Origin of the sequence: Streptomyces sp. CC53 (genome assembly GCF_001865245.1) — a bacterium.
Classification (GTDB): Bacteria; Actinomycetota; Actinomycetes; order Streptomycetales; family Streptomycetaceae; genus Streptomyces.
This window is the reverse complement of record NZ_MKXB01000084.1, coordinates 48,005-64,161: the sequence shown is the minus strand read 5'-3', so window position 1 is coordinate 64,161 and position 16,157 is coordinate 48,005. Positions and strand designations below refer to the sequence as shown.

The 16,157-nt window shown below is 75.1% G+C and carries 13 protein-coding genes and 2 pseudogenes; 7 read left to right on the top strand and 8 right to left on the bottom strand.

From position 1 onward, the window contains the following. Positions 1–158: 158 nt before the first annotated feature. Complete coding sequence (locus BJP40_RS07725; protein WP_071279678.1) at positions 159–1,526, bottom strand: NAD(P)-binding domain-containing protein; 1,368 nt, start codon at positions 1,524–1,526, stop codon at positions 159–161. A gap of 156 nt (positions 1,527–1,682) precedes the next feature. Here BJP40_RS07725 and BJP40_RS07720 point away from each other — a divergent pair, with 156 nt between their 5' ends. Further along, the gene (locus tag BJP40_RS07720; protein WP_071271203.1) at positions 1,683–2,060 is read left to right on the top strand and encodes a helix-turn-helix transcriptional regulator; all 378 of its coding nucleotides are present in this window, start codon (positions 1,683–1,685) and stop codon (positions 2,058–2,060) included. Next, complete coding sequence (locus BJP40_RS07715; protein ID WP_071279677.1) at positions 2,057–2,551, top strand: GNAT family N-acetyltransferase; 495 nt, start codon at positions 2,057–2,059, stop codon at positions 2,549–2,551. Before BJP40_RS07720 ends, BJP40_RS07715 begins: the two co-directional genes overlap by 4 nt. Before the next feature lie 143 nt (positions 2,552–2,694). Here BJP40_RS07715 and BJP40_RS07710 read toward each other — a convergent pair whose 3' ends face one another. Next, positions 2,695–3,477 carry an MIP/aquaporin family protein gene (locus BJP40_RS07710; RefSeq protein ID WP_071279675.1) on the bottom strand — a complete coding sequence of 261 codons (783 nt, stop codon included), beginning with the start codon at positions 3,475–3,477 and terminating at the stop codon, positions 2,695–2,697. Between the two features lie 206 nt (positions 3,478–3,683). Further along, the gene (locus tag BJP40_RS07705) at positions 3,684–3,998 is read right to left on the bottom strand and encodes a helix-turn-helix transcriptional regulator (RefSeq protein WP_071279673.1); all 315 of its coding nucleotides are present in this window, start codon (positions 3,996–3,998) and stop codon (positions 3,684–3,686) included. 89 nt (positions 3,999–4,087) lie between these two features. Between BJP40_RS07705 and BJP40_RS07700 the strand changes: the two genes are divergently transcribed. Continuing rightward, the gene (locus BJP40_RS07700) at positions 4,088–4,501 is read left to right on the top strand and encodes an arsenate reductase ArsC (RefSeq protein WP_071266025.1); all 414 of its coding nucleotides are present in this window, start codon (positions 4,088–4,090) and stop codon (positions 4,499–4,501) included. A gap of 414 nt (positions 4,502–4,915) precedes the next feature. Here BJP40_RS07700 and BJP40_RS07690 read toward each other — a convergent pair whose 3' ends face one another. Further along, positions 4,916–6,418, bottom strand: a complete 1,503-nt coding sequence (locus tag BJP40_RS07690; protein WP_071279669.1) for a SulP family inorganic anion transporter — start codon at positions 6,416–6,418, stop codon at positions 4,916–4,918. Between the two features lie 370 nt (positions 6,419–6,788). Between BJP40_RS07690 and BJP40_RS07685 the strand changes: the two genes are divergently transcribed. Then, the gene (locus BJP40_RS07685; RefSeq protein WP_071266033.1) at positions 6,789–7,196 is read left to right on the top strand and encodes a MerR family transcriptional regulator; all 408 of its coding nucleotides are present in this window, start codon (positions 6,789–6,791) and stop codon (positions 7,194–7,196) included. A 107-nt stretch (positions 7,197–7,303) separates the two neighbouring features. On the opposite strand, the gene BJP40_RS07680 is transcribed toward BJP40_RS07685, so the two are convergent. Both BJP40_RS07680 and BJP40_RS07675 read right to left on the bottom strand, forming a co-directional pair. After that, complete coding sequence (locus BJP40_RS07680; RefSeq protein ID WP_071279667.1) at positions 7,304–8,047, bottom strand: hypothetical protein; 744 nt, start codon at positions 8,045–8,047, stop codon at positions 7,304–7,306. A 659-nt stretch (positions 8,048–8,706) separates the two neighbouring features. After that, complete coding sequence (locus BJP40_RS07675) at positions 8,707–11,268, bottom strand: sensor histidine kinase KdpD (protein WP_071279665.1); 2,562 nt, start codon at positions 11,266–11,268, stop codon at positions 8,707–8,709. Between the two features lie 176 nt (positions 11,269–11,444). On the opposite strand from BJP40_RS07675, the pseudogene BJP40_RS07670 reads away from it, so the two are divergent. Together BJP40_RS07670 and BJP40_RS07665 are read left to right on the top strand one after the other, a co-directional pair. Beyond that, positions 11,445–12,648, top strand: a pseudogene (locus BJP40_RS07670) (NAD(P)/FAD-dependent oxidoreductase). 167 nt (positions 12,649–12,815) lie between these two features. Then, complete coding sequence (locus tag BJP40_RS07665) at positions 12,816–13,712, top strand: RNA polymerase sigma-70 factor (RefSeq protein ID WP_071279663.1); 897 nt, start codon at positions 12,816–12,818, stop codon at positions 13,710–13,712. Positions 13,713–13,869: 157 nt separating this feature from the next. Here the strand turns inward: BJP40_RS07665 and BJP40_RS07660 are convergent, their stop codons facing one another. Together BJP40_RS07660 and BJP40_RS07655 are read right to left on the bottom strand one after the other, a co-directional pair. Continuing rightward, positions 13,870–15,126 carry a cation:proton antiporter gene (locus BJP40_RS07660; RefSeq protein ID WP_071279661.1) on the bottom strand — a complete coding sequence of 419 codons (1,257 nt, stop codon included), beginning with the start codon at positions 15,124–15,126 and terminating at the stop codon, positions 13,870–13,872. Positions 15,127–15,129: 3 nt separating this feature from the next. Then, positions 15,130–15,600, bottom strand: a complete 471-nt coding sequence (locus BJP40_RS07655; RefSeq protein WP_071279659.1) for a cation:proton antiporter regulatory subunit — start codon at positions 15,598–15,600, stop codon at positions 15,130–15,132. Positions 15,601–15,953: 353 nt separating this feature from the next. On the opposite strand from BJP40_RS07655, the pseudogene BJP40_RS35340 reads away from it, so the two are divergent. After that, positions 15,954–16,157 (top strand): annotated as a pseudogene (locus BJP40_RS35340) (TrkH family potassium uptake protein); the annotation flags it as partial.

The window sequence follows — 16,157 nt, the reverse complement described above, 5'->3', positions numbered from 1 at the left end:
TGGCGGCGCGGTGGTCCGTGCGCCGCGGTGGCCCCGGCTGCCGGGCGTGGCGCCGGCTGCCGGCGGGGTGCCGGTCACCGGCCGTCCGCGCACCGTGCCGGTCGGGTGGCCCGGCGGCCGTTCCGCGCCGTCCCGGCCGGCCCGCCCGAACGCCGCCGTCAGCAGCCCCGGGGGCAGGCGGGGAGCCCGTCGGCCTCCGTGCCCGCGGTCGGCGCGGCGGTGCAGCAGCCACCGGTCTCGGGGGTCGGTTCGGGCTCGTCGAAGAGGCCCGCACCGCCGCACACGCCGGTCTCGGGAAGGGTCAGCTCGACGCGGTCGGCGGACTCCGTGTCACCGGCGAGGGCGGCCGCGACCGAGCGCACCTGCTCGTAGCCGGTCAGGGCGAGGAACGTGGGCGCGCGCCCGTAGGACTTCATGCCCACGAGGTAGACACCGTCCTCCGGGTGGGAGAGCTCGCGGTGGCCGTGGGGGTAGACCGTGCCGCAGGAGTGCTGGTTGGGGTCGATCAGCGGGGCCAGCGCGGTCGGGGCCTGGAGGCGCTCGTCGAGGCCGAGGCGCAGCTCGTCGAGGAAGGACAGGTCGGGGCGGAATCCGGTCAGCACGACGACCCGGTCCACCGGGTCGAGGCGGCGGCCGTCCTCGGCCACGAGGACCAGCCGGCCGTCCTCCGCGCGCTCGACCGCGGTGGTGCGGAAGCCGGTCACCGCGTCCGCGTGCCCCTCCTCCACCGCCGCCCTGGCCGCGAGGCCGAGGGCGCCCCGCGCGGGGAGCTGGTCGGCCGCGCCGCCGCCGAAGGTGGAGCCGGAGAGGCCGCGGCGCAGGACCCACACGGCCTTCGTGCCCGCGCCGTCCTCGGCCCCGGCCAGCTCGGCCAGCCCCGCCAGGGCGGTGAAGGCGGAGGCGCCCGCGCCGAGGACGGCGGTCCGCAGGCCCGTGTGCCGGGCCCGTACGCCGGGGTCCTTCAGGTCCGGGACGCGGTAGGCGATCCGGTCGGCGGCCGCCCGCTCCCCGAGTGCCGGGAGGCCCTCGCCGCCCGCGGGGCCGGGCCTGCCCCAGGTGCCGGAGGCGTCGACGACGGCGCGGGCGAGCAGCCGCTCCTCCCGGCCGTCGGCGTGGGCGACGTGCACGGCGAAGGGCCGGCCGCCGCGGTCCGCGTCGACGGTCCTGTCCCGTCCGGTGCGGGAGACGCCGGTGACGCGGGCGCCGGTGCGGACCCGGCCGCCGAGGGCGTCGGCGAGGGGCTGGAGGTACTGCACGGCCCAGTCGCCGCCGGTCGGGCAGGCCGCCGGGTCGGGGCGAGTCCAGCCGGTGGGGGCCAGCAGCTTCTCGGCCACGGGGTCGGTCAGTTCGCCCCAGGTGGAGAACAGCCGCACGTGCGACCATTCGCGCACCGCCGCGCCCGCCGATGCCCCCGCCTCCAGGACGAGGGGCTCGATGCCGCGGTCGAGCAGGTGGGCGGCGGCGGCCAGGCCGACGGGTCCGGCCCCGATCACGGCGACGGGCAGCTCGGAGGCAGGCGGGGTCATGGGAACCTCCAGGTTGTATCGACATCTGTCGATGTGGCGTGTCGCCAGCATGGCACCGGCTTCGACGGGCGTCAACATAGACAGATATCGATTTAGCGGGTGTCCCGTCCGCCCCTGCCCCACTGGTTCGATGTGTGTCAATATGTGACGGTGACCATGTCCCGTTCGAAGCCGCTGCCGCTGTCGGAGTCCGCGGTCGGCCAGGGCGCCGCGCCCTGCTGCCCGCCCCTCAACGAGCGGCCCCTGACCGCGGAGGAGGCCGAGCGCACGGCCAGGATGTTCAAGGCGCTCGGCGACCCCGTGCGCCTGCGGCTGTTCTCCCTGGTCGCCTCGCACGAGGGCGGCGAGGCGTGCGTCTGCGACATCTCCGACGTGGGGGTCTCCCAGCCGACCGTCTCCCACCACCTGAAGAAGCTCAGGGAGGCCGGACTGCTCTCCTCCGAACGTCGCGGGACCTGGGTGTACTACCGGGTCGAGCCGTCGGTGCTCGCCGCGATGGGCCGCCTGCTGACCTCGGCCGCGGCGGGGTCGTGACCGCGCGCATCGTCCCGCTGACCGCCGAGCACGCCGCGCAGGTCCTGGCGATCTACCAGACGGGCATCGACGAGGGCGACGCCACGTTCGAGGCGGCCGCTCCGGCCTGGGAGGCGTTCGACCGCGCGAAGCCGCCCGCGTACCGGTTCGCCGCACTCGACGAGCGCGGCACCGTCCTCGGCTGGATCGCGGCAGGCCGGGTCTCCGACCGCCCCGCCTACGCCGGGGTGCTGGAGCACTCCGTGTACGTCCGGCCCGACGCCCGGGGCCGCGGCCTCGCCTCGGCCCTGCTGGGGGCGCTCCTGGAGGCCGCGGACGCGGCGGGCGTCTGGACCGTGCAGGCCGGCGTCTTCCCCGAGAACACCGCCAGCCTCGCCGTCCACCGGCGCGCCGGCTTCCGGGTCGTCGGCACCCGCGAGCGCCTCGGCCGCCACCGGGGCGTGTGGCGCGACGTGGTCCTCCTGGAGCGCCGCAGCCCCGCCGTGACCTGAGCCCGCGCCCGGCAGTCCGGGCGCCGCGGGCGCCCCCGAGCGTGCGGGGCGTGGCGGGGGCCAGGCCGCACGGAGCGTCGAACGGGACCGGGCGTACGGCATAGGCCCGCCGGGCACCGCAGGTGCCGGCCGCCCCCGGGCCGTCACGCGGGCCGACCGGCCTCCGACCCCCCGCGCGCGAAGATCACCGCGACGAGGGCCAGCCCGACCACCGCGCCCGCCAGCTGCGCGGCGACGAACGCAGGGACGGAGGCGGGAGCGATGCCCGCGAAGGTGTCCGTGAAGGCGCGGCCGACCGTCACCGCGGGGTTGGCGAAGGACGTCGAGGACGTGAACCAGTAGGCCGCGCCGATGTACGAGGCCACGGCGACCGGCGCGAAGCGGAGCCGGTCCGTACGGGCCAGGCCGAAGATCAGCAGCACCAGGCCGGCGGTGGCGACCACCTCGCCCAGCAGCAGGTGGCCCGCCGAGCGGTCGTGCGTCGACCACTCCACCAGCGGCCTGCCGAACATCGCGTCCGCCAGCACCGCGCCCGCGATCCCGCCCGCGACCTGCGCCGGGACGTACACCCCGGCCTCCCGGGCGGTCACCCCGGCGCCGCCGCGGCGGGCCGTCCACCACTCGGCCAGGGTGACGGCCGGGTTGAAGTGCGCCCCGGACACCGGGCCGAGCAGGGCGATCAGCACACCGAGGCCGAAGACGGTGGCGGTCGAGTTGGCGAGGAGCTGGAGGGCGACGTCGTCGGTGAGCTGCGTGGCCTGGATGCCGGACCCCACCACGACCGCCACCAGCGCGGCGGTGCCGACCAGTTCGGCGGCGGCCCGGGCGGCCAGCGGCGCGCGCGGCGGAGTGCCGCCGGGTGCGGGTGCCGGTACGGCGGGTACGGGTGCGGTGGGCTCCGCCAGGGGCTCGGCGTGGGCGGTCACGGGTGCTCCTCGGGGGTGCGGGCAGGGTGTGCGGCGAAGGGGGTGAGGGGGCTCGGGTGGGGCGGGTGACGGCAGGGCACGGGCCGCGGGCGCCGTGGGCGGAGGGGCCGTCCACGGCGCGGCGTCCGCGGTACGGCGTCCGCGGTAGGGCGGGCGAGGGGGTGCGGGTGGCCCGGGAGGGGGTGGTGGGGGAGGGCGCCCCGGGCTCAGGGGCAGGAGCGCTTGCGGTCCGCCGCGGCGTTGGCGCGCGCGGTCTCCGCGAGCTCCGCGAACCGGCCGGCGAGTGCGGCGATGACGTCGGGGCGGAGCCGGTAGTACGTGAAGCGCCCGCACGGTTCGGTCTCCACGACCCCCGCCTCCCGCAGGACCCGCAGGTGATTGGAGAGGTTCGTCTGCCGCGCCCCCGTCTCCTCGACGAGGTGGGTGGTGCACAGGGTCTCCTGCGCGAGCAGGGTCACGATCCGGAGCCTCAGCGGATCGGCCAGCACACGCATCAGCTCAGTGTCGACTGACGTCATCATGCGCTGATACTGTCACATCATCGGCAGCTGATGCCATCGTGCATTGCGACCCGCCTGCCGCCGCCCGCCTCCGCGAGAGAGAACCCGACATGCCCGACAAGCCCTCCGTGCTGTTCGTCTGCGTCCACAACGCCGGACGCTCCCAGATGGCCGCCGCCTGGCTCACCCACCTGGCCGGTGACCGCGTCGAGGTGCGTTCCGCCGGGTCGGCCCCGGCCGACGCCGTGAACCCCGCCGCCGTCGAGGCCATGCGGGAGGTCGGCATCGACATGTCCGCCGAGGTCCCGAAGGTCCTCACCGTGGAGGCCGTGAAGGCGTCCGACGTCTGCATCACCATGGGCTGCGGCGACACGTGCCCGGTCTTCCCGGGCAAGCGGTACCTGGACTGGAAGCTCGACGACCCGGCGGGGCAGGGCGTCGAGGCCGTGCGCCCCATCCGCGACGAGATCCGGAAGCTGGTGGAGGGTCTCATCGAGGAACTCGCCCCGGCGGCGGGCGCCTGACCGCCTGCGGCGAGCCGCACCTCCCGTACCGGGGCACTGCCCCCGCCGGCACCGCGCCCGTCCCGGCGGCCCGCACCCCGGTCCGGGCAGCGGCGGTGCCGGGTGAGGGCGCGGCGCCCAGCCGCTGTGCGGCGCCTCACCATCGCAGAGGCGTGGGCGGAGATGGACCGTACCGGGAAGTCCGGCGCATGCGTGGTCGGTGAGTGCGGCTCCTGCACCTCTCCGCTGGATGCGTCCGTGGCGACGGGCGGGCGGCCGCTCGTCGGCCCGCCGGTCGTCTCCGTCCGGTGCGCGTGTGCCTGCCACGAGGGCCGAGCCGTCCGGCGGGTCGTGATCGGGGAGTAGGCGCCGGGGCGTACGCGGGAACGACCGCCCCCGGCGGGCCGGGGGCGGTCGTTCCGTGTGCGGTGCGGGTCAGTGGCTGGTGAGCTGTCCCGCGAGCTTGCCGTGCATGTCGGCGCTGGGTTCGTTGAGGCCGACGATGGTGACCTTCTTGCCGCGCTGGGCGTACTTGGTCTCGATCGCGTCGAGGGCGGCGACGGAGGAGGCGTCCCAGATGTGGGCGGCGGACAGGTCGATGACCACGTCGTCCGGGTCGTCCTTGTAGTCGAACTGCTGGACGAGGTCGTTGGAGGAGGCGAAGAACAGCTCGCCGGTGACCGCGTAGACGACCTGGGTGCCGTCGGGGTCGACGACGCCGGTGACCTCGGCCATGTGGGCCACCCGCCTGGCGAACACGATCATGGCGGTGACCGAGCCGACGATGACGCCGATGGCCAGGTTGTGGGTGGCGACGACGACGGCGACGGTGACGACCATGACGGTGGTCTCGCCCAGCGGCATCCGCTTGAGGGTCTTCGGCTGGACGGAGTGCCAGTCGAAGGTGGCCACCGACACCATGATCATGACGGCGACGAGCGCGGCCATGGGGATGTCGGAGACGACCGGCCCGAAGACCACGCACAGCACCATGAGGAACGCGCCCGCGAGGAACGTCGACAGGCGCGTCCGCGCCCCGGACACCTTCACGTTGATCATCGTCTGGCCGATCATCGCGCAGCCGCCCATGCCGCCGAAGAATCCGGTGACGATGTTGGCGACGCCCTGGCCGACGGACTCGCGGGTCTTGTTGGAAGGGGTGTCGGTGATGTCGTCGACCAGCTTCGCCGTCATCAGCGACTCCATCAGGCCGACCAGCGCGAAGGCGAAGGCGTACGGGGCGATGGTGGTCAGGGTGTCCAGCGTGAACGGCACGTCCGGCAGACCCGGCACGGGGAGCGACGACGGCAGCTCGCCCTTGTCGCCGACGGTGGGCACCGCCAGACCGGCACCGATGGTGATCACGGTGAGGACGACGATGGAGACGAGCGGGGCCGGGACGACGGTGGTGAGCTTGGGGAAGAAGACCATCATCAGCAGGCCGCCCGCGATCAGCGGGTAGACCACCCACGGAACGTTCTCCATCTCCGGCACCTGCGCCATGAAGATCAGGATCGCGAGGGAGTTGACGAAGCCGACCATCACCGAGCGCGGGATGAAGCGCATGAGCTTGGCGACGCCGAGCGCGCCGAGCGCGATCTGCATCAGGCCGCCGAGGATGACGGCCGCGATCAGGTAGCCGAGGCCGTACTCGCGGTTCAGCGGGGCGATGACCAGCGCTATCGCACCGGTGGCGGCGGAGATCATCGCCTTGCGGCCGCCGACGACCGAGATGACCACGGCCATCGTGAAGGAGGCGAAGAGGCCGACGGCCGGGTCGACGCCCGCGATGATCGAGAAAGAGATCGCCTCGGGGATCAGCGCCAGGGCCACGACGAGGCCGGCGAGGACCTCGGTGCGGAAGACCCGGGGGGAGGCGAGCCAGTCGGGCTTGGACAGCTTGGACGGCTTGGGCGCAGCAGCGAGCGGTGAGGACATGCAACCGTTTCTTGATCCGGGCGCACACGTCCGTCGTACCGCTGGACGCAGGCGCGCTTCGTACGCGACTCCTCTGCCGAGGGGAGTCCCCGGCGGGCCCGGTCGCGACGGGGGTCATGCCGGTGGGGTGGCGGTCGGAGACCGCCGGTCGGGCATCATTGCCCGGAAGCCTTGGGTCGCCGCCCGGGTGCAGCCCGATCGGGACCACACGGGTGGCGGACACGGATGACTCTACCCTGACGTGAGGGCAGAGTGCGACTTGCGGCTTGTGAAGTACAGGTAAACAGCACGTCGGGGCTGTGATTCCAGGCACCTGTCTGGGGTGGAGCCGCCCGTCGCGGCGTGCACGGCGGGACGGAGAAGGCAGGCGATGGCGGACCAGGCGCGGCAGATGCAGATCGGTGAGGTGGCCGAGAGGACCGGTCTGTCGCTCCGCACGATCCGTCACTACGAGGACGTGGGTCTCGTCACACCCTCCGCGCGCAGCAAGGGCGGCTTCCGGCTCTACACGGAGTCCGACGTGGAACGGCTCATGGTCGTCCGGCGGATGAAGCCACTGGACTTCTCGCTGGAGGAGATGCGGGAGCTGCTGGGCGTCGTCGACCGGATCTCCGCGACCGACGACCCTCCGGCCGAGGACGAACGACGGCGCCTGCGGGAGCGCCTGGACGCGTACCAGAAGATCGCGGAAGCGCGGTGCGAGAAGCTGCGCGCGCAGCTGATGGCGGCCGAGGACTTCGCCGCCACCCTGGCCCGCAAGCTCAGCGCGGCGGGCTGACCGACCGCGCGGCCGACCGCGCCTCGAACCCTTCCGTGCTCCGGCCCTGCTGTGTCCCGGCCCTGCGTTCGGCGGGTCCTGCCGCGGTGGTGCGCCGGGTGGCGGACCTAGGGGTGGAAGACGTGCAGGCGCCCCGGGAGGGCTTCCAGCCTCAGCGGGGTGCGCACCTCGTGCGTCGGCGTGCCGTCGATGTCCAGGCGGTGCGGCCCCCACGGGCGGGCGTAGCGGACGCGGCTCACGCGGCGGGCGGCGAAGGCGCCGTCCACGTGCAGGCGACCGTCCGGCGTGAGGCGGATGCGCAGTTCGCGGTCGGCCGGTGAGGTCACCTTCTCGTTGTCGAGGAGGAGGTGGGCCGGGCCGGCGTGCGGCCGCAGGCAGGCCACGGCGGCGTGCCGCACGGCGAGGTCGACGCCGCCCCCCGGCAGCCGGATGCCGATCACCGGGCGCCGGTGGCCGGACGGCCCTGCGGGCCCGGCGGACGCGCCACCGCCGCCCGCGCGCCCGGTGAGGATCGGCAGCCCCCACAGGGCGGCGGTCCGCAGCGCGGGCTCGGCGGCGGAGCCGCCCGGGTGCAGGAGGAGGTGCACGGGGGGAGGCGGCGCGTCCTCGGGGCTCCGGTGGCGGCTGTCGGTCTCCGGTACGGGACCGCACTGCACGGCCCGGACGCCCCTGTCGTCGAGCGCTTCGGTCACGGCCGCGGCGCGGTCGAGGCGCTGCGGCCCGCGCAGGACGCCGACGACGGGGCGCCGCGCGGGGAGCTCCGCCACCAGGCGTACGGCGGCCGAGACCAGGGCGTCGAGGTCGGCTTCCCCGCGGGGAGCGGGCGGCCGGGCGGGGGAGGGGGAATGCATGGGCGTCTCCTTGCGGCGGGCGGCCGCTCGTGTCGAGTCGTCCACCTGTCCGGACCGTGGCGCCGGCGGCGGACCCGCGAGGCCGGGGGTGTGTCAGGGCGGACACCGACCCCGCGGGGGCGGCGCGCGTGGCCGCCTCGGTGCGTCGGCGGCGGCCCGCCCGAGTGGCCCGGGGCGGGACGGCCACGGGACGCGTCCGACCGTCCAAAACTAACCCAGCGCGAGGGTTCCGTGTCGTGAATTCACGTGCCCGATAGGCCAATTGAGCGTGCCGCGTGTTCCGCGTGCGCAGAGTTCCGGTGATGGGCGGCCGCCGTTCAGCGGGGCTTCGCCGCAGCGTCGCCGCAGCCGCCGGACCGTCGGGCGGAAGCCCGGCTCCGCCGTGCCGCCCTGCGCCTGGCGCACCCCTCGGCGGCGACCGTCCCGCCCGCGGCCCCGGCCCCGCGCTCGGACCGGGTGGCCCGTCCGCGGGACGGCGGTACCTTCTGGCCGTGGGGCCCGTGCATGCCGCCGCCCCACCGGCGGCACCCTGCCCGCTCGGGCAGGGTGGCCCGTCCCCGCCAGGCCGGCGGCACCTCCCGGCCGTGCGGCCCGTGCACTCCGCCGCCCCGGCGGCGGCGCCCTGCGTCCGCGGAGGGCTCCCGGGCCGCCGGGCGGTGTCAGGTCGTCGCCGCGGCCGGCAGTTCCGCAGGTGCGGCCGGGTGGCCGGGGGCCTTGGGGAGGGCGAGGACCATGGTGAGGCCGCCGCCCGGGGTGTCCTCCGCCGTGAGCGTGCCGCCCATCGCCTCCGCGAACCCGCGGGCGACCGCGAGGCCCAGGCCGACGCCCGCGCCGCGCGGGGCGTCGCCGTACCGCTGGAACGGGGCGAACACCTGCTCCTTGGCCTCGTCCGGGATGCCCCGGCCGCGGTCCACGACCCGCAGCTCCACGCGGTCGCCGAGCGTGCTCGCCGCGACGATGACCGGGACGCCGGGCGGGCTGTACTTGACGGCGTTCTCCACCACGTTGGCGACGGCCCGCTCCAGCAGGCCGCGGTCGACCTCGATCATCGGGAGGCTCTCGGGGATGTCCAGCTCGACGCTGCCCTCGGGGACGCCGCCGAGGGCCATCGGCACGACCTCGTCCAGGTCGGTCTCCCGCAGCAGCGGCGTGACCGTGCCGGTCTGGAGCCGGGACATGTCGAGCAGGTTGCCCACCAGGTGGTCGAGCCGGTCGGCGCCCTCCTCGATCGCGGCGAGCAGCTCCGCCTGGTCCTCCTCCGACCACTCCACGTCGTCGGAGCGCAGCGACGTGACCGCCGCCTTGATCGCGGCGAGCGGGGTGCGCAGGTCGTGGCTGACGGCCGCCAGCAGCGCCGTACGGATCTTGTTGCCCTCGGCGAGCTTGCGGGCCACCTCCGCCTCGCCGACCAGCCGCTGCCGGTCCAGGACGACGGCCGCCTGCGCGGCGAACGCGCCCAGCACCCGCCGGTCCTCGGCCGGCAGCACCCGCCCGATGAGGGCGAGCGCCAGATGGTCCCCGACGGGCATGTCGACGTCCGCGTCCTCCGGCCGCTGCGGGTACGCGCTGTCGGAGCCGACCCGGCCCGCGCACGTCCACGGCTCGCCGTCGCCCGCCCGCTCCAGCAGCGCCACCGACTCCATCTGGAACGTCTCGCGGACCCGGTCCAGCAGCGCGTCGAGCGTGGTCTCGCCGCGCAGCACGCTCCCCGCGAGCAGCGACAGCGTCTGCGACTCGGCGCGCAGCCGCGCCGCCTGCTGCGTGCGGCGCGCGGCGAGGCCCACCACCGAGGCGACGGACACGGCGACCGCGAAGAACACCACGATCGTGACGATGTTCTCCGGGTTCGCGATGGCCCAGGTGTGGAAGGGCGGCGTGAAGAACCAGTGCAGCAGCAGGGACCCCGCCGTCGCCGAGACCAGCGCCGGCCACAGCCCGCCGATCAGCGCCGCCCCCACGGTCAGGGCCAGGAAGAGCAGCATCTCGTTGGCGATGCCCGGTCCGTCCCCCGTCAGCGTCAGCAGCCAGGTCAGCAGGAACGGCCCGATCCCGGCGACCAGCCACCCGGCGACGACGCGGTGCCGCGCCAGCCGCGCCCCCCGGGCCGCGGGCAGCCCCCGGCCCTTGCCCACCGCGTCGTGCGTGACGATGTGGACGTCCAGGTCGGTGTCCGAGTTGCGGGTCACGGTCGCGCTGACGCCGGGCCCGAAGACGTACTGCCAGGGCTTGCGGCGGCTGGCGCCCAGCACGATCTGGGTGGCGTTGACCCCCCGCGCGAACTCCAGCAGCGACGACGGGACGTCGTCGCCGATCACGTGGTGGAACGTTCCGCCGAGGTCCTCGACCAGGGTCCGCTGCACGGCCAGCTCCTTCGGGGAGGCCGAGCACAGGCCGTCGCTGCGGGCGACGTAGACGGCCAGCACCTCCCCGCCCGCGCCCTTCTCCGCCAGCCGCGCGGCGCGGCGGATCAGGGTGCGCCCCTCGGGGCCGCCGGTCAGGCCGACGACGATCCGTTCGCGGGAGCCCCAGATCTTCGAGACCTGGTGGTCCTTGCGGTACTGCTGGAGGTAGGCGTCCACCCGGTCCGCCACCCACAGCAGCGCCAGCTCCCGCAGGGCGGTGAGGTTGCCGGGGCGGAAGTAGTTCGACAGGGCGGCGTCGATCCTCTCCGGCCGGTAGACGTTGCCGTGCGCCATGCGGCGGCGCAGCGCCTGCGGGGACATGTCGACCAGCTCGATCTGGTCGGCGCGGCGGACCAGCTCGTCCGGCACGGTCTCCTGCGGCCGGACGCCGGTGATCGACGTGACGAGGTCGCCGAGGGACTCCAGGTGCTGGATGTTCACCGTCGAGATCACGTCGATGCCGGCGGCCAGCAGCTCCTCGACGTCCTGCCACCGCTTGGCGTTGCGGCAGCCGGGGACGTTCGTGTGCGCGAGCTCGTCCACGAGCGCGACCGCGGGACGCCGCGCGAGGACCGCGTCCACGTCCATCTCGGTGGCCGTGCCGGGACCGGTGCCGTCGTCGGCGGTGATCTCCCGGTGCGGCACCTGCTCCAGCCCGTGCAGCAGCGCCTCGGTGCGGGGCCGGTCGTGGTGCGCGACGAACGCGACGACGCAGTCCGTGCCGCGCTCCACGCGGCGGTGCGCCTCGGACAGCATCGCGTATGTCTTGCCGACGCCCGGAGCCGCACCGAGGTAGATGCGTAGCGTGCCGCGTGTCATGGTCCTCCGCCCGTCCGTTCCGGTCCCGCTCGTCCCGCTCGTCCCGCGGGGCGCCGCCCTCCAGTGTGCGCCGCGGCCCGCCCGGACCCGGTGCCGAGTGACCTGCCCCACACGGTGTCACGGGGGGCGGGGGCGCGGTGTCTGAAGGACGAACCTCTGAAACGAGAGGAGACGCCATGAGCGGCAACACCGAGGTGGTCGTGGTCGGCGGCGGGTACGCCGGGGTCATGGCGGCCAACCGGCTCACGCGGCGCGACGACGTGACCGTGACGCTGGTCAACCCGCCCGTCCTTCGTCGAGCGGCTGCGGCTGCACCAGCTGGTGGCCGGCACCGACGACGCGGTCGTCGACTACCGGGACGTCCTGGCACCGCGCGTCCGGCTGGTCGTCGACACCGTGACGCGGATCGACGCGGCCGGGCGCGGCCTGGCGCTGGCGGGCGGCGGCACGCTCGGCTACGACTACCTCGTCTACGCGGTGGGCAGCGGCACCGCCGATCCGGGTGTGCCCGGGGCGGCGGAGTCCGCCCACCCGATCGCGACGCTGGAGGACGCGCGGCGGCTGCGGCCGGCCGTGGACGCGGCGCCCGCCGCGGCCGCCGTGACGGTCGTCGGGGCCGGCCCCACCGGCATCGAGACGGCGGCCGAGCTGGCGGAGGCGGGCCGTGCCGTGACCCTCGTGTGCGGCGGGGTGCTCGGCCCGTACCTGCACCGCCGGGGCCGCCGCGCGGTGGCCGGGCGGCTGGCGCAGCTCGGCGTGACGGTGCTCCAGGGGCCCGGCACCCGGGTGACCGAGGTGGCGCGGGACTCCGTGCGGCTCGCGGACGGCCGCACCCTGCCCAGCGGTGTGACCGTGTGGAGCGCCGGGTTCGGGGTGCCGCAGCTGGCCGCGCGCAGCGGTCTGACCACCGACGCGCTGGGGCGGCTGCTCACGGACGAGACGCTGACCAGCGTCGACGACGCGCGTATCGTCGCGGCGGGCGATTCGGCGGCACCGTCCGGGCTGCCGCTGCGGATGAGCTGCCAGCCGGCGATGCCGATGGGGGCGCGGGCCGCGGACACCGTGATCAGCCGCCTTGAGGGCGGGCAGCCGGCGACCCTCCACCAGTTCTTCGCCGGGCAGTGCCTCAGCCTGGGCCGCGGCGCCGGGCTCTTCCAGTTCGCCCGTCGCCACGACGAGGCGGTGGGCTTCCACGTCGGCGGCCGCCCCGCGGCCCGGCTCAAGGAGTACGTGTGCAGGACGACGGTCAAGCACCTGGCGGACGAGGCCCGCAAGCCCGGCGGCTACTCGCTGCACAACGTCTCGGGCAGCCCCAGGCGCCGGGAGGCGCTGCGGGCCCGGCCCGGCCGGGCCGCGGCCGCCTCTGAAAGGACGGCGTAGACCCGCACGGCCCGCCGCCCGCAACGGCGGCGGGCCCCGCACCCGGGGCAGCCCCCGACCCGCACGGGCCGCTCCGCCCCCCACCGAGCCCACGGGCCGACCCGAGCCCCCTCGCACGGACCCGGGCGGGCCCCGGCCGCCCGACGACGAGACGGAGAGACCGACCGATGCCCGAGCACGCCACCGACCCGGCGACCGAGTCCTTCGTCGCCCACCGCAACCTCCTCTTCACCGTCGCCTACGAGATGCTCGCGTCGGCCGCCGACGCCGAGGACGTGCTCCAGGAGACCTGGCTGCGGTGGGCGGGGGCCGACCTGGAGCAGGTGCGCGACCACCGCGCGTACCTGGTGCGCATCACGACCCGTCAGGCCCTCAACCGGCTGCGCGCCCTGAAGCGGCGCAAGGAGGCGTACGTGGGGCCCTGGCTGCCCGAACCGCTCCTCACCGCCCCCGACGTGGCGGAGGACGTCGAGCTCGCGGAGAGCCTGTCGATGGCGCTGATGCTGGTCCTGGAGACGCTGTCGCCCACGGAACGCGCCGTGTTCGTGCTGCGGGAGGTCTTCGACGTCGGGTACGACGAGATCGCGGAGGCCGTCGGGAAGAGCCCCGCGGCGGTGCGTCAGGTCGCCCACCGCGCCCGGCGGCACGTCGAGGCCCGCCGCCCCCGCAGGGCCGTGTCGTCGGACGAGACGCGGGCGGCCCTGGAGTCCTTCCGGCGCGCCCTGGAGACCGGCGACCCGCGCGGCCTGCTCGACGTGCTGGCCCCCGACGTCGTCGTCATCGGGGACGGCGGCGGCCTGAAGAACGCGGCGCTGCGACCGGTGACCGGCGCCGACAAGGCGGTCCGGCTGTTCGTCGGCGGCCTGCGCAAGGTCCCGGGCACCCTGACGGGGGAGCCCACCGTGGTCAACGGCAACCCGGCGCTGCTGGTCCGGCTGGACGGCGAGCTCGACGGCGTCATGGCGCTGCGCGTCGACGACGGCCGCGTCACGGGCGTCTACTACGTCCGCAACCCGGAGAAGCTGTCCCGCGTGGAGTCCGAGACGCCGCTCACCCTCCGGTGAGCCGCCGGCCCGCGCCGCGCTCCCGTACGGGGGCCGGGCGGGCGGCGCGGCGGGCCGGCGGCGGGGGCCACCGCAGGAGACCGCGCGGGCGCGGCGGTGCGCCGCCCCTGCCCCCGGCCCCGGCGGCAGCGCACCGCCGGGGCCGGGTGGCGGAGGGTCAGGCGCGTCCCGCGGTGCCGTCCTCCACCGGGTCGAGCATCTCCTCCTGCGGCGGCACGACCACCATCTCCAGGGGGGCGCCGCCGCGCTCGCGGGTGAACCGGCCGGTGAGCCGGGTGGCGATCGGCTCCGTGTAGCGGGCGGTGAGCGGGCCGAGGACGACGAGGATGAGCACGTACGCGGTGGCCAGGGGGCCGAGCGCGGGCTCGATGCCCGCGGTGACGGCGAGTCCGGCGATGACGATGGAGAACTCGCCGCGCGCCACGAGGGTGCCGCCCGCGCGCCAGCGGCCCTTGCGGGAGATCCCGGCCCGCCTGGCGGCCCAGTAGCCGGTGGCGATCTTCGTGGTGGCGGTGACGAGGGCCAGGGCGAGGGCGGGCAGGAGGACGGGCGGGATGCTGGCGGGGTCGGTGTGGAGGCCGAAGAAGACGAAGAAGACGGCCGCGAAGAGGTCCCGCAGCGGGCTGAGCAGGTTGTGGGCGCCCTCGGCGACCTCGCCGGACAGGGCGATGCCGACGAGGAACGCGCCGACGGCCGCGGACACCTGGAGCTGCTGGGCGATGCCCGCCACCAGGAGGGTGAGGCCCAGGACGACCAGGAGGAGCTTCTCGGGGTCGTCGCTGGAGACGAAGCGGGAGATGACCCTGCCGTAGCGGAGGGCGGCGAAGAGCACCAGCCCGGCGACGCCGAGCGCCACCGCCAGGGTGATGCTGCCGGCGGCGAGCCCGGTGCCGGCGAGCAGCGCGGTGAGGATCGGCAGGTAGACCGCCATGGACAGGTCTTCGAGGACCAGGATGCTCAGCACGATGGGCGTCTCGCGGTTGCCGAGCCGCCCGAGGTCGCCGAGCACCTTGGCGATGACGCCGGACGACGAGATCCAGGTGACTCCCGCGAGGACGACGGCGGCGACGGGCCCCCACCCGAGGAGCAGGGCCATGGCGGCCCCCGGCAGGGCGTTGAGGCAGGCGTCGACGAGGCCGGCGGGGTACTGCGTCTTGAGGTTGGTGACGAGGTCGGTGGCCGTGTACTCCAGGCCCAGCATCAGCAGCAGCAGGATGACGCCGATCTCCGCGCCGATCGCCACGAACTCCTCGCTGGCGCCGAGCGGCAGCAGGCCGCCCGTGCCGAAGGCGAGCCCGGCGAGGAGGTAGAGGGGTATCGGGGAGAACTTCAGCCGTCCGGCGATCCGGCCCAGCAGGCCGAGGCCGAGGATGATCGCACCGAACTCAATGAGGAAGACGGCGGACGAGTGCACTCATCACTCCCTTCCGAGGATCGCGGCGGCGGCGTCGACGCCTTCGCGGGTGCCGATGACGATGAGGGTGTCGCCGCCGGCCAGACGGAAGTCCGGCCCCGGCGCGGGGATGGCGTCGGCTCTGCGCAGCACGGCGACGATCGACACGCCGGTCTCGGTCCGCATGCGGGTCTCTCCGAGCAGCCGCCCGTTCCAGTGCGAGGTCGCGGTGAGTTCGATGCGTTCGGCGACCAGCCCCAGGTCGGTGGTGGACAGCAGGTTGGGGCTGTGGTGCGCGGGCATCAGGGCGTCGATCAGCGCGTCCGTCTCCCCCGCGGTCAGCCTGACGGACAGGGCGCACGCGTCGGGGTCGTCCCGGTGGTAGGCGTTCAGCACCCGCGTACCGTCCCGCTGCGCGACCACCGACAGTCGGCGGTCCTCGCGCGTGGTGAGGTCGTAGCGGACCCCGATCCCGGGCAACGGCGTACTGCTCATCCGCGGAACGGGCACAGCGACTCTCCTCGACGGCGCGACACACGAGCGAGGCGTCCCGCGTACGGGTGACGCCTTGGCGATTACTTTACTTGGCGGACAAACAGGGGTAAGAGCGGCAGAACGTCGGCCTCCCGGGGGCGGCCGGCGCCGGTGGCCCCCGGGCCGTCCGGCCCGCCCGCCACGCCCCCGCCGCCGGACCGAGGCTTCGGCGGTGGCGGCAGACACGGCAGGTAGGGTGACGACCCGCCGGACCCCGGGCCGAGGACGTGCTGTCGACACGGCCGGCGGGCGACCACCGGCACGACGAGGAACCGGGCCAGCCCCGGACCAGCGGGGAAAGCCGGGAGCGAGCAGTGGCGGGAAGCGTGGCGAGGCTGTGGCAGACGCTGTTCACCACGCACCCGGCCAGGACGACCGTCATGTCCTTCGCCACGGTCATCCTCGGCGGCACCGTCCTGCTGACCCTGCCGGTGTCCGCCGCCGACTCCACCGCGACCAGTGTGGTCACGGCCCTGTTCACCGCCACGTCGGCGGTGTGCGTCACCGGCCTGGTGGTG

Excerpts from the sequence above, each read along its gene's own strand:
- BJP40_RS07725 (WP_071279678.1), bottom strand. The coding sequence starts at position 1,526 with ATGACCCCGCCTGCCTCCGAGCTGCCCGTCGCCGTGATCGGGGCCGGA.
- BJP40_RS07720 (WP_071271203.1), top strand. The coding sequence starts at position 1,683 with ATGTCCCGTTCGAAGCCGCTGCCGCTGTCGGAGTCCGCGGTCGGCCAG.
- BJP40_RS07705 (WP_071279673.1), bottom strand. The coding sequence starts at position 3,998 with ATGATGACGTCAGTCGACACTGAGCTGATGCGTGTGCTGGCCGATCCG.
- BJP40_RS07700 (WP_071266025.1), top strand. The coding sequence starts at position 4,088 with ATGCCCGACAAGCCCTCCGTGCTGTTCGTCTGCGTCCACAACGCCGGA.
- BJP40_RS07690 (WP_071279669.1), bottom strand. The coding sequence starts at position 6,418 with ATGTCCTCACCGCTCGCTGCTGCGCCCAAGCCGTCCAAGCTGTCCAAG.
- BJP40_RS07685 (WP_071266033.1), top strand. The coding sequence starts at position 6,789 with ATGGCGGACCAGGCGCGGCAGATGCAGATCGGTGAGGTGGCCGAGAGG.
- BJP40_RS07680 (WP_071279667.1), bottom strand. The coding sequence starts at position 8,047 with ATGCATTCCCCCTCCCCCGCCCGGCCGCCCGCTCCCCGCGGGGAAGCC.
- BJP40_RS07675 (WP_071279665.1), bottom strand. The coding sequence starts at position 11,268 with ATGACACGCGGCACGCTACGCATCTACCTCGGTGCGGCTCCGGGCGTC.
- BJP40_RS07665 (WP_071279663.1), top strand. The coding sequence starts at position 12,816 with ATGCCCGAGCACGCCACCGACCCGGCGACCGAGTCCTTCGTCGCCCAC.
- BJP40_RS07655 (WP_071279659.1), bottom strand. The coding sequence starts at position 15,600 with ATGAGCAGTACGCCGTTGCCCGGGATCGGGGTCCGCTACGACCTCACC.